Annotated in this window: 12 protein-coding genes; 6 read left to right on the top strand and 6 right to left on the bottom strand. The window is 52.5% G+C overall.

The annotated features are described in order from the left end of the window. Positions 1-307: 307 nt before the first annotated feature. Positions 308-1,123, bottom strand: a complete 816-nt coding sequence (gene djlA / locus OQV04_RS14995) for a co-chaperone DjlA (protein WP_001200573.1) — start codon at positions 1,121-1,123, stop codon at positions 308-310. 254 nt (positions 1,124-1,377) lie between these two features. Between djlA and lptD the strand changes: the two genes are divergently transcribed. The 6 genes from lptD to apaH are packed head-to-tail and all read left to right on the top strand — an operon-like array spanning position 1,378 to position 8,128. Continuing rightward, the gene (gene lptD / locus OQV04_RS14990) at positions 1,378-3,747 is read left to right on the top strand and encodes an LPS assembly protein LptD (RefSeq protein WP_021556399.1); all 2,370 of its coding nucleotides are present in this window, start codon (positions 1,378-1,380) and stop codon (positions 3,745-3,747) included. 52 nt (positions 3,748-3,799) lie between these two features. Further along, complete coding sequence (gene surA, locus OQV04_RS14985) at positions 3,800-5,086, top strand: peptidylprolyl isomerase SurA (protein WP_000800457.1); 1,287 nt, start codon at positions 3,800-3,802, stop codon at positions 5,084-5,086. Beyond that, entirely contained in the window at positions 5,086-6,075 is a 990-nt protein-coding gene (gene pdxA, locus OQV04_RS14980) for a 4-hydroxythreonine-4-phosphate dehydrogenase PdxA (protein ID WP_032280236.1), read from the top strand. Before surA ends, pdxA begins: the two co-directional genes overlap by 1 nt. After that, entirely contained in the window at positions 6,072-6,893 is an 822-nt protein-coding gene (rsmA, locus tag OQV04_RS14975; protein WP_001065381.1) for a 16S rRNA (adenine(1518)-N(6)/adenine(1519)-N(6))-dimethyltransferase RsmA, read from the top strand. The genes pdxA and rsmA overlap by 4 nt, the downstream gene beginning before the upstream one ends. Before the next feature lie 2 nt (positions 6,894-6,895). After that, positions 6,896-7,273: a Co2+/Mg2+ efflux protein ApaG gene (apaG, locus tag OQV04_RS14970; protein ID WP_000610901.1), complete on the top strand. Its 378-nt coding sequence runs from the start codon at positions 6,896-6,898 to the stop codon at positions 7,271-7,273. 6 nt (positions 7,274-7,279) lie between these two features. Next, the gene (gene apaH / locus OQV04_RS14965; RefSeq protein WP_000257188.1) at positions 7,280-8,128 is read left to right on the top strand and encodes a bis(5'-nucleosyl)-tetraphosphatase (symmetrical) ApaH; all 849 of its coding nucleotides are present in this window, start codon (positions 7,280-7,282) and stop codon (positions 8,126-8,128) included. Here apaH and OQV04_RS14960 read toward each other — a convergent pair. The 5 genes from OQV04_RS14960 to kefF form a co-directional block, all read right to left on the bottom strand. After that, a complete protein-coding gene (locus OQV04_RS14960; RefSeq protein WP_001160974.1) occupies positions 8,125-8,439 on the bottom strand; it encodes a CcdB family protein in 315 nt (104 codons plus the stop codon). The genes apaH and OQV04_RS14960 overlap by 4 nt on opposite strands. A 2-nt stretch (positions 8,440-8,441) precedes the next feature. Further along, the gene (locus tag OQV04_RS14955; protein ID WP_000125566.1) at positions 8,442-8,675 is read right to left on the bottom strand and encodes a type II toxin-antitoxin system CcdA family antitoxin; all 234 of its coding nucleotides are present in this window, start codon (positions 8,673-8,675) and stop codon (positions 8,442-8,444) included. Positions 8,676-8,760: 85 nt separating this feature from the next. Further along, positions 8,761-9,240 carry a type 3 dihydrofolate reductase gene (gene folA, locus OQV04_RS14950; protein WP_000624375.1) on the bottom strand — a complete coding sequence of 160 codons (480 nt, stop codon included), beginning with the start codon at positions 9,238-9,240 and terminating at the stop codon, positions 8,761-8,763. A gap of 191 nt (positions 9,241-9,431) precedes the next feature. Further along, positions 9,432-11,294 (bottom strand): glutathione-regulated potassium-efflux system protein KefC, encoded by a 1,863-nt coding sequence (kefC, locus tag OQV04_RS14945; protein WP_000377186.1) that lies wholly within the window; start codon positions 11,292-11,294, stop codon positions 9,432-9,434. After that, positions 11,287-11,817, bottom strand: coding sequence for a glutathione-regulated potassium-efflux system oxidoreductase KefF (gene kefF / locus OQV04_RS14940; RefSeq protein ID WP_000600737.1), 531 nt, complete (start codon positions 11,815-11,817; stop codon positions 11,287-11,289). Before kefF ends, kefC begins: the two co-directional genes overlap by 8 nt. Positions 11,818-11,902 lie beyond the last annotated feature (85 nt).

The following is an 11,902-nucleotide window of genomic DNA, read 5'->3' as shown; positions in this document are numbered from 1 at the left end:
ATAGAAACAGAAGCCACTGGAGCACCTCAAAAACACCATCATACACTAAATCAGTAAGTTGGCAGCATCACCCAAAAATCGCTCATTCAGATATGTGTTTTTTATTTTTAAGACGTAAAAATATAATTCCGCTCGTCGTAAAGCTCTCAACCTTAAGCAGGGTCAACGCGATAAAACCAACAGAAACTCTCCCGTAAACCGTGTATTGAGCCTGTCCACCACTCTGAGTAAACGCCTTTTCTCAAAGAAGTGACCGCCAGGGCGGCCACCTTTAATCGTGGGCAGTTACTCAGCATCATTTACAGGGTCACTTAAACCCTTTCTGCTGCTTAATCAATTCATAGGCCTGCTGAATTTCCTGCGCTTTTTGCTTCGCCATCTCCATCATCTCAGGCGGCAAACCTTTCGCCACCAACTTATCGGGATGGTGTTCACTCATTAGCTTACGGTAGGCACGTTTGATGGTGGTCGCATCATCCGTCGGCTTCACGCCCAAAACATTACAGGCATCTTCCAGCGTCGGGCCACGCTGCGCTTGCTGCCAGTTACCACCGCCAGATTGCTGCTGATAACCGCCGCCAAACTGTGCACCGCCCTGCATCATGCGCAAAAACTGGTCAAACTGGGCGCGGGAGATCCCTAATTCTTCAGCAATGACATACAGCACCGCCCGTTCATTCGGGTGCAGTGAACCATCAGCAAACGCCGCCTGAATCTGGATCTCCAGAAACATACGAATTAAGTCAAAACGACCAAAGCAGACACTGCGAAACTGGCGCATCTTTTCGCGCAGCGGGTAATTGTCTGATTTTCCCACCCGGAACGCGTTTTGCGCCGCAGTACGGGAAGCGCCATGAAGGTTCATTCGGTCCATCAACTGGCTGGCGATATGAATATCAGCCTCCGTGACGCGACCTTTGGATTTGGTTAAATGCCCCATCACTTCAAAAGTGGTGGCAAAAAACAGCGCCTGACGCTCACGCTGGTTGGCGAACCACGCCATTTTACGGCTACGGGCTTTATCAAACATATGGCCAATTAACAGGCCTAACACTACGCCCCAAAAGCCGCCGCCCATCAGTAAGGCCACGGCCACGCCAATGATTTTTCCCCAATACTGCATATATTCCCCAAATCGACACACGGATATCAGGGCTATCTCCCACAATATAAAGGTGCTTTTACCGTTTTCCGGCTGCGGTCAATTGTGGGACATCGCCTATAATTTGCATTATCATACCTGTCATTCAATGCCGTGCCTAACACCACTGACGCTATTCGGACAGGATTAACACTAGCGTAGAGATGACGAGTACGTTAGTCTCTGACCGTTTGTCACGCGCAACGTTACCGATGATGGAACAATAAAATCAACGTATGAAAAAACGTATCCCCACTCTCCTGGCCACCATGATTGCCACCGCCCTTTATAGTCAACAGGGACTGGCAGCCGACCTCGCCTCACAGTGCATGTTGGGCGTGCCAAGCTATGACCGTCCTCTGGTACAGGGCGATACCAATGACTTACCCGTGACTATCAATGCTGACCACGCGAAAGGGGACTACCCGGATGACGCCGTGTTTACTGGCAGCGTGGATATCATGCAGGGTAACAGCCGTCTGCAGGCCGACGAAGTGCAGCTCCATCAAAAAGAGGCACCAGGACAACCGGAGCCGGTACGTACCGTTGATGCGCTCGGTAATGTCCATTACGACGATAACCAGGTGATCCTCAAAGGGCCGAAAGGCTGGGCGAATCTGAACACCAAAGATACCAACGTCTGGGAGGGTGATTACCAGATGGTGGGTCGCCAGGGCCGCGGTAAAGCGGACCTGATGAAACAACGTGGCGAAAACCGCTATACCATTCTGGATAACGGTAGCTTTACCTCCTGTCTGCCGGGTTCTGACACCTGGAGTGTGGTAGGTAGCGAAATTATTCATGACCGCGAAGAACAAGTTGCGGAGATCTGGAACGCCCGCTTTAAGGTGGGTCCGGTACCGATCTTTTATAGCCCCTATTTGCAGTTGCCGGTGGGTGACAAACGTCGCTCTGGTTTCTTGATCCCGAACGCCAAGTACACCACCACCAACTACTTTGAGTTCTACCTGCCATATTACTGGAACATCGCGCCAAATATGGATGCCACCATCACGCCGCATTATATGCATCGTCGTGGCAACATCATGTGGGAGAACGAATTCCGCTACCTCTCCCAGGCGGGCGCTGGCTTGATGGAACTGGACTATCTGCCTTCAGATAAAGTCTATGAAGATGAACACCCGAACGATGACAGTTCACGTCGTTGGTTGTTCTACTGGAACCACTCCGGGGTCATGGATCAGGTGTGGCGTTTCAACGTCGACTACACCAAGGTCAGCGATCCTAGCTACTTCAATGATTTCGATAACAAGTACGGTTCCAGTACTGACGGCTACGCAACGCAAAAATTTAGCGTTGGCTATGCGGTGCAAAACTTCAATGCCACCGTTTCAACCAAGCAGTTCCAGGTCTTCAGCGAACAGAACACCAGTAGCTACTCGGCAGAGCCGCAGTTAGACGTTAACTACTACCAGAATGATGTTGGTCCGTTTGATACGCGTATTTACGGCCAGGCAGTGCACTTTGTTAACACCAGAGACGACATGCCTGAAGCAACTCGTGTTCACCTGGAACCGACCATCAATTTGCCGCTCTCTAATAACTGGGGCAGCATCAATACCGAAGCGAAGTTGCTGGCAACCCATTATCAGCAAACCAATCTTGACTGGTATAACAGCAATCCACAAAACAATAAGTTGGCAGATTCTGTTAACCGTGTAATGCCGCAATTTAAAGTTGACGGTAAAATGGTCTTCGAACGTGATATGAATCTGCTGGCACCGGGCTTTACCCAAACGCTGGAACCGCGCGTGCAGTATTTGTACGTGCCGTATCGCGATCAAAGCGATATCTACAACTACGACTCTGCCTTATTGCAATCCGATTATTCGGGCCTGTTCCGGGACCGGACTTACGGCGGTCTTGACCGTATTGCCTCCGCTAACCAGGTGACGACCGGTGTCACATCTCGCATATATGATGATGCTGCCGTTGAACGTTTTAATATTTCTGTTGGTCAAATCTACTATTTCACGGAGTCTCGCACTGGCGATGACAACATAACATGGGAGAATGACGACAAAACGGGCTCACTGGTGTGGGCAGGCGACACCTACTGGCGTATCTCCGAGCGTTGGGGATTGCGTGGCGGGATTCAGTACGACACTCGCCTGGATAATGTGGCGACCAGTAGTTCTAGTATTGAGTATCGCCGAGATGAAGACCGTCTGGTGCAGCTGAACTACCGTTACGCCAGCCCGGAATATATTCAGGCTACACTGCCAAGAGACAGTAGAGATAAACGTTGGAATGCCCCTCAGTACAAAGATGGTATTTCGCAGGTAGGTGCTGTCGCCAGCTGGCCAATTGCCGATCGTTGGTCCATTGTTGGGGCCTACTACTACGACACCAATGCGAACAAGCAAGCTGACTCTATGTTAGGTGTGCAATACAGCTCCTGCTGCTATGCAATTCGCGTCGGTTACGAGCGGAAGCTGAACGGTTGGGATAACGATAAACAACATGCGGTATATGACAACGCAATCGGCTTTAACATCGAACTTCGCGGCCTGAGCTCCAATTACGGTCTGGGTACGCAAGAGATGCTGCGTTCGAACATTCTGCCGTATCAAAACACTTTGTGATTTGTTGATTTACCACGTAATCCGCAGTGCGGTTAATTGAAATGGAAAAAGTATGAAGAACTGGAAAACGCTGCTTCTCGGTATCGCCATGATCGCGAATACCAGTTTCGCTGCCCCCCAGGTAGTCGATAAAGTCGCAGCCGTCGTCAATAACGGCGTCGTGCTGGAAAGCGACGTTGATGGATTAATGCAGTCGGTAAAACTGAACGCTGCTCAGGCAAGGCAGCAGCTTCCTGATGACGCGACGCTGCGCCACCAAATCATGGAACGTTTGATCATGGATCAAATCATCCTGCAGATGGGGCAGAAAATGGGAGTGAAAATCTCCGATGAGCAGCTGGATCAGGCGATTGCTAACATCGCGAAACAGAACAACATGACGCTGGATCAGATGCGCAGCCGTCTTGCTTACGATGGTCTGAACTACAACACCTATCGTAACCAGATCCGCAAAGAGATGATTATCTCTGAAGTGCGTAACAACGAGGTGCGTCGTCGCATCACCATCCTGCCGCAGGAAGTCGAATCCCTGGCGCAGCAGGTGGGTAACCAAAACGACGCCAGCACTGAGCTGAACCTGAGCCACATCCTGATCCCGCTGCCGGAAAACCCGACCTCTGATCAGGTGAACGAAGCGGAAAGCCAGGCGCGCGCCATTGTCGATCAGGCGCGTAACGGCGCTGATTTCGGTAAGCTGGCGATTGCTCATTCTGCCGACCAGCAGGCGCTGAACGGCGGCCAGATGGGCTGGGGCCGTATTCAGGAGTTGCCCGGGATCTTCGCCCAGGCATTAAGCACCGCGAAGAAAGGCGACATTGTTGGTCCGATTCGTTCCGGCGTTGGCTTCCATATTCTGAAAGTTAACGACCTTCGCGGCGAAAGCAAAAATATCTCGGTGACCGAAGTTCATGCTCGCCATATTCTGCTGAAACCGTCGCCGATCATGACTGACGAACAGGCCCGTGTGAAACTGGAACAGATTGCTGCTGATATCAAGAGTGGTAAAACGACTTTTGCTGCCGCAGCGAAAGAGTTCTCGCAGGATCCAGGTTCTGCTAACCAGGGCGGCGATCTCGGCTGGGCTACACCAGATATTTTCGATCCAGCCTTCCGTGACGCCCTGACCCGCCTGAATAAAGGTCAAATGAGCGCACCGGTTCACTCTTCATTCGGCTGGCATTTAATCGAACTGCTGGACACCCGTAATGTCGATAAAACCGATGCGGCGCAAAAAGATCGTGCATACCGCATGCTGATGAACCGTAAGTTCTCGGAAGAAGCAGCAAGCTGGATGCAGGAACAACGCGCCAGCGCTTATGTGAAAATTTTGAGCAACTAATGGTTAAACCCCAACGTGTTGTGATCACTCCCGGCGAACCCGCCGGGATTGGCCCGGACTTAGTTGTCCAGCTTGCACAGCGAGAGTGGCCAGTAGAACTGGTTGTTTGTGCCGATGCCACTCTCCTTACCGACCGGGCAGCAATGCTCGGTTTACCGCTCACCCTCCGCCCTTACTCCCCCGACTCCCCTGCGCAACCGCAATCTGCGGGAACGCTGACGCTGCTTCCCATTGCACTACGCGCACCCGTCACTGCGGGACAATTAGCAGTGGAGAATGGGCATTATGTGGTGGAGACGCTGGCGCGCGCGTGCGACGGTTGCCTGAAAGGTGAATTCGCCGCGCTGATTACCGGGCCTGTGCATAAAGGCGTCATTAACGACGCTGGCATCCCGTTTACCGGACATACCGAGTTTTTCGAAGAGCGTTCGCAGGCGAAAAAAGTGGTGATGATGCTGGCGACCGAAGAACTTCGCGTGGCGCTGGCAACAACGCATTTACCGCTGCGCGATATTGCTGACGCCATCACCCCTGAGCTTCTGCACGAAGTGATTGCTATTTTGCATCACGATCTGCGAATCAAATTTGGTATTGCCGAACCGCGCATTCTGGTCTGTGGGCTGAATCCGCACGCGGGCGAAGGCGGTCATATGGGCACGGAAGAGATAGACACCATCATTCCCGTTCTCGACGAACTGCGGACGCAGGGGATGAAACTCAACGGGCCGTTGCCGGCAGATACCCTGTTTCAGCCGAAATATCTCGACAACGCCGACGCCGTGCTGGCGATGTACCACGATCAGGGTCTTCCCGTGCTAAAATACCAGGGCTTCGGGCGCGGTGTGAACATTACGCTGGGCCTGCCCTTTATTCGCACATCAGTGGACCACGGCACCGCGCTTGAACTGGCGGGACGTGGCAAAGCCGATGTCGGCAGTTTTATTACGGCGCTTAATCTCGCCATCAAAATGATTGTTAATACCCAATGAATAATCGAGTCCACCAGGGCCATTTAGCCCGTAAACGCTTCGGGCAAAACTTTCTCAACGATCAGTTCGTGATCGACAGTATTGTTTCTGCCATTAACCCGCAAAAGGGCCAGGCAATGGTCGAAATCGGCCCCGGTCTGGCAGCTTTAACCGAACCGGTTGGCGAACGACTGGACCAGCTGACAGTCATCGAACTTGACCGTGATCTGGCAGCGCGCCTGCAAACGCATCCGTTCTTAGGCCCGAAACTGACTATTTATCAGCAGGATGCGATGACCTTCAACTTCGGTGAACTGGCAGAGAAAATGGGCCAGCCGCTGCGTGTTTTCGGCAACCTGCCGTATAACATCTCCACGCCGTTGATGTTCCATCTGTTTAGCTATACTGATGCCATTGCCGACATGCACTTTATGTTGCAAAAAGAGGTGGTGAATCGTCTGGTTGCAGGACCGAACAGCAAAGCGTATGGTCGATTAAGCGTCATGGCGCAATACTATTGCAATGTGATCCCGGTACTGGAAGTACCGCCGTCAGCCTTTACACCACCACCCAAAGTGGATTCCGCCGTCGTGCGCCTGGTTCCTCATGCAACGATGCCTCACCCGGTTAAAGATGTTCGTGTGTTGAGCCGCATCACCACCGAAGCCTTTAACCAGCGTCGTAAAACCATTCGTAACAGCCTCGGCAACCTGTTTAGCGTCGAGGTGTTAACAGGGATGGGGATCGACCCGGCGATGCGAGCGGAAAATATCTCTGTCGCGCAATATTGCCAGATGGCGAACTATCTGGCGGAGAACGCGCCTTTGCAGGAGAGTTAACGATGATCAATTCGCCCCGAGTGTGTATTCAGGTTCAAAGCGTCTACATTGAGGCACAATCTTCACCTGATAATGAACGTTACGTTTTTGCTTATACCGTAACCATACGCAATCTGGGGCGAGCGCCAGTGCAGTTGTTGGGGCGTTACTGGCTGATCACCAATGGCAATGGCCGTGAAACCGAAGTCCAGGGCGAAGGAGTGGTTGGCGTCCAGCCACTTATCGCGCCTGGCGAAGAGTACCAGTACACCAGCGGTGCAATCATTGAAACCCCGCTGGGCACCATGCAGGGTCACTACGAAATGATCGATGAAAATGGCGTCCCTTTCAGCATCGACATTCCCGTATTCCGACTCGCCGTTCCCACACTCATTCATTAAAAGAATATGGCGACATACCTTATTGGCGACGTTCATGGTTGTTACGATGAACTGATCGCATTGCTGCATAAAGTAGAATTTACCCCTGGGAAAGATACCCTCTGGCTGACAGGCGATCTGGTCGCGCGCGGCCCGGGTTCGCTGGATGTTCTGCGCTATGTGAAATCCTTAGGCGACAGCGTACGTCTGGTGCTGGGCAATCACGATCTGCATCTGCTGGCGGTATTTGCCGGGATCAGCCGCAATAAACCGAAAGATCGCCTGACACCGCTGCTGGAAGCGCCGGATGCCGACGAGCTGCTTAACTGGCTGCGGCGCCAGCCTCTGCTGCAAATCGACGAAGAGAAAAAGCTGGTGATGGCCCACGCAGGGATCACGCCGCAGTGGGATCTGCAGACCGCCAAAGAGTGCGCGCGCGATGTAGAAGCGGTGCTGTCGAGTGACTCCTATCCCTTCTTTCTCGACGCTATGTACGGCGATATGCCAAATAACTGGTCACCGGAATTGCGGGGGCTGGGAAGATTGCGTTTTATCACCAACGCCTTTACCCGTATGCGTTTTTGCTTTCCAAACGGCCAACTGGATATGTACAGCAAAGAATCGCCGGAAGAAGCCCCTGCCCCACTGAAACCGTGGTTTGCGATTCCTGGCCCTGTCGCTGAAGAATACAGCATCGCCTTTGGTCACTGGGCATCGCTGGAAGGCAAAGGTACGCCGGAAGGTATTTACGCGCTGGATACCGGCTGCTGCTGGGGTGGGTCATTAACCTGCCTGCGCTGGGAAGATAAACAGTATTTTGTCCAGCCGTCGAACCGGCATAAAGATATGGGTGAGGGAGAGGCGGCCGCGTCTTAAATCCCGTCGAGCATAAAATCTAATGCTCCTTTAATCAACGTTCGGTGCGCGCTGGCATCGCAAAATTTCGTTCCCAGCGCGTTAACTGGAACAGTTGCAGTCTCATGCGTCATGAGCACATATTCTTTGCCGTCTACCAGTAAAAGGATTGGGTTAAGCCGTTCTGGTGGGCGAATACGGATAAATCGTTCAATAGGTGTTAATGGAATAACAATACGGCGATTAATCACACCAATAATGTCGCTGGTAACATCGATAACAAAGGGAAACGCGGCGTTCCTGCTGCGACTGCGGTATACCGTAAATTGCATCGCTAGAAGCTCCGGTACTCATCAGAGAAACATCCGGTTTCATCAGCCAATTGATTTAACGCAGCGATAGCTTCTGCGTTCTCTTCACGCCAACGTGTTGCTGCATGTTTTTTAAGTTCAGCATTGAGCGCAACCGTAAGGGTGGCGCTCATATTTAAGCCTGCATCACGAGCGCGATTGACTAACTCACGGTCGACGGTGACGGTCACACTTTGTGTGGTACGTTTTGCAGTCATGATATCGTGCTCCTGTACAATTTATACGTCTAGTATACACGGATATCTGCACGTATCAGTGATGCCGGAATTCTAATATACAAAATTACCGCCGCTCCAGAATCTCAAAGCAATAGCTATGAGAGTTCTGCGCATCAGCGTCGTGGAATTCGCTGAATACCGATTCCCAGTCATCCGGCTCGTAATCCGGGAAATGGGTGTCGCCTTCCACTTCTGCGTCGATATGCGTCAGATACAGTTTTTGCGCTTTTGGCAGGAACTGCTCATAAACGCGACCGCCGCCAATCACCATGATTTCTGGTACGTCACCACACGCCGCGATGGCTTCATCCACCGATTTCACCCACGTTACGCGATCGTCCGTACCCGGTTGACTGCTGAGGATAATATTTTTGCGTCCTGGCAACGGACGGCCGATGGATTCCCAGGTATGGCGGCCCATAATCACGGGTTTATTTAAGGTGTTGCGTTTAAACCAGGCGAGATCGGCAGGCAGGTTCCACGGCATGGCGTTTTCCATGCCGATAACGCGATCTACCGCTAACGCCGCAATCAGACTGATCATTGAGATTTCCCGATAAAAAAAATTGTCGCCACTATACGTAAAGCGTAAACCGTCGTCGACTGGTGCGAGGATGATGTTGAGGAAAATTTTATATTCTGCTGGCGAGTCCACGCTCTCCCCCTGGACTCGCCGCATTACAATGAAACAAAAACAAACAGTTAGCTGTAAAGTGTGATTTACGTCACTCTTTATTAGGATGAGGGTTTCGTTTCCGGTTCATCCGCCATGTTGCCGGTATGTTTACCTTCTTCTGTTCCCTGCCAGCCATGTCGTTGAATTAATGACAGATGTTCGCGGTCCTCGGTGATGATCTCACTTAACATCGCGCTGGTGCGTTTATAGACCGCCGCGCGGGCTTTGGTGTCATTCTCAACCATTGCCATCTCTTCCACCATCTGAATATTAAAGCGGCGGAACACATCGGCACGTTCTCGCGCTTCATACGGCCCCAGACCTAAACTTTCCAGCGCCAGACGCCCGGTTTTCAGCGCACCTTCAAAGGTTTCACGCTCCGGCTTTTCAACGCCTGCCTGACGCAAACGAATGTAGTGGTCGACATCGCGGGCGCGGGCAATAATCTGCAAATGCGGGAAATGTTCTTTCACCATCTCCGTCAGTTGCAGGTTGGTTTGCGGATCGTCAATAGCGTTAATCAGCACTTCCGCTTTCGCTGCTCCGGCAGATTCCAGTAAATCCATCCGCGTGGCATCGCCGTAAAACACTTTCATACCAAATTTACGCAGCGTTTCGATATGGTCCGGATCGTGATCGAGCACCACCATTTTCACCCCGCTGGAGAGCAGTAAACGTCCGGTGATCTGCCCAAAACGACCGAATCCGGCAATGATTACCCGCGGCTGTTCTTCGTCGATCTCATCGGCTTCACGCGCCTCTTCAGTAGAAGATTGCTCAAGGCGATTGAGGATCACCAGCAGAATCGGCGTTGCTGCCATCGACAGCGCCACCGCCAGGGTCAGCGATTTCGCCCACTCCGGCTCCAGCACATTCGCCATCTGCGCCGCGCCAAATACCACAAAGGCAAACTCACTGCCCTGCCCTAACAACACCGCAAACCAGCGACGCTGTTTATTTGGCACCTGCAACGGTCGGGCAATCAGCCACAGCATGGCGATTTTGATGATGAGGAAACCGAGCAGCAAAATGACAATGCGCAATGGGTTTTCAATCAGCGTGCCAAAGTCTATCGACATGCCAACACCGATGAAAAACAGCCCCAACAGCAAACCTTTAAACGGTTCGATATCGCTTTCCAGCGCATGACGGTATTCCGAGCTTGCCAGCAGTACGCCCGCCAGAAACGCGCCCATCGCCATCGACAAGCCGACCTCTTCCAGCAGCAAACCAAAGCCAAACACAAGGAATAACGCCACGGCACTAAACACTTCCCGCAAGCCAGAGCGGGCAACAAAACGCAGCGCCGGACGCGTAACATAGCGCCCCAGCAATACCACCAGTACCAGCGCACCCGCCACTTTTAACGCCGAGAGAGCAAATGCGCCCATCGTCGTCGAGGCACTGCTCGCCGCCAGTAGCGGAATCATCGCCACCAGCGGGATCGCCGCAATATCCTGGAACAGCAGCACCGCAAAGGCACTGCGACCCATTTGCGTCACCATCAGATTGCGTTCATTCATCGCCTGCATGGCAATCGCCGTAGAGGAGAGCGCCAGCGTCATGCCGATCAATTCCGCGACCTGCCAGCGCAGCCCAAGTAACATGCAGAACAGCCCCAGCAGGCCGCCGCAAATCACCATCTGTAATGCGCCACCGCCGAACACCGCCGCACGCAGCTTCCACAGCCTTTGTGGATCGAGTTCGAGGCCGATAATAAACAGCATCAGCACCACACCAATTTCAGCAAAGTGCAGAATAGATTCGGCATCGGTCACCAGCCGCAACCCCCACGGGCCAATAATGCAGCCTGCAATCAGGTAGCCAAGTACTGATCCCAGACCGAGGCGTACCGCAATGGGTACAATCAGCGCCGCCGATCCGAGGTAGATCAGCGCCTGAACCAGCGTATGACTATCCATGATGTGCCTCCTGCCATTCCAGCAGACGTTGCTTATAGTGGCGCGCCTGCCCTTCGAGGGTTTCGTCGTCACAAATAAAGGTACAGTGCATGGCAAACGGTGGCAGCCAGTTCAGCCCGCAGTAGATTGCCGTCGCCTGTAGCGGCTGCGACAGCACATCAAAGCCCGGATGCGCACCAATTTCAAAATGGCTTTCCCCGCCGCCGGTCGTCACCGCCCACAGCAAATGTTTGCCATGCAGCGCCGTGCCGCCGTGACCGTAAGCCCAGCCGTGCGACAAAACTTTATCGATCCAAAGTTTAAGAAGCGGAGGAATGCTGTACCACTGCATCGGGTGCTGCCAGACGATCAGATCGGCGCGAGAGAGCGCCTCCTGCTCGGCGGCAATATCGATATTGAAGTCAGGATAGAGTTGATAAAGAGAGCGAATTTCGACGCCTTCCAGCGTCCTTGCCTGTTCAAGCATCCGTTTATTCGCATGGGAATGATGCGGATACGGATGCGCATAAATGATGAGGATCATAGTTATTAGCCCGCGTGTTTACGCCTTTGTTTTCCCACAAAGTGTAGTCATATATTCACGCGGCTTATAGTCAATAATATTGATT

Source organism: Escherichia sp. Lx600-2 (assembly GCF_036662595.1).
Classification (GTDB): Bacteria; Pseudomonadota; Gammaproteobacteria; order Enterobacterales; family Enterobacteriaceae; genus Escherichia; species Escherichia coli.
This window is presented reverse-complemented; position numbering and strand designations above follow the sequence as displayed.

Coding starts and splice junctions, on each gene's coding strand:
- rsmA (WP_001065381.1), top strand. CDS start 6,072: ATGAATAATCGAGTCCACCAGGGCCATTTAGCCCGTAAACGCTTCGGG.
- kefF (WP_000600737.1), bottom strand. CDS start 11,817: ATGATCCTCATCATTTATGCGCATCCGTATCCGCATCATTCCCATGCG.
- pdxA (WP_032280236.1), top strand. CDS start 5,086: ATGGTTAAACCCCAACGTGTTGTGATCACTCCCGGCGAACCCGCCGGG.
- OQV04_RS14960 (WP_001160974.1), bottom strand. CDS start 8,439: ATGCAATTTACGGTATACCGCAGTCGCAGCAGGAACGCCGCGTTTCCC.
- apaG (WP_000610901.1), top strand. CDS start 6,896: ATGATCAATTCGCCCCGAGTGTGTATTCAGGTTCAAAGCGTCTACATT.
- surA (WP_000800457.1), top strand. CDS start 3,800: ATGAAGAACTGGAAAACGCTGCTTCTCGGTATCGCCATGATCGCGAAT.
- djlA (WP_001200573.1), bottom strand. CDS start 1,123: ATGCAGTATTGGGGAAAAATCATTGGCGTGGCCGTGGCCTTACTGATG.
- apaH (WP_000257188.1), top strand. CDS start 7,280: ATGGCGACATACCTTATTGGCGACGTTCATGGTTGTTACGATGAACTG.
- kefC (WP_000377186.1), bottom strand. CDS start 11,294: ATGGATAGTCATACGCTGGTTCAGGCGCTGATCTACCTCGGATCGGCG.
- folA (WP_000624375.1), bottom strand. CDS start 9,240: ATGATCAGTCTGATTGCGGCGTTAGCGGTAGATCGCGTTATCGGCATG.
- lptD (WP_021556399.1), top strand. CDS start 1,378: ATGAAAAAACGTATCCCCACTCTCCTGGCCACCATGATTGCCACCGCC.
- OQV04_RS14955 (WP_000125566.1), bottom strand. CDS start 8,675: ATGACTGCAAAACGTACCACACAAAGTGTGACCGTCACCGTCGACCGT.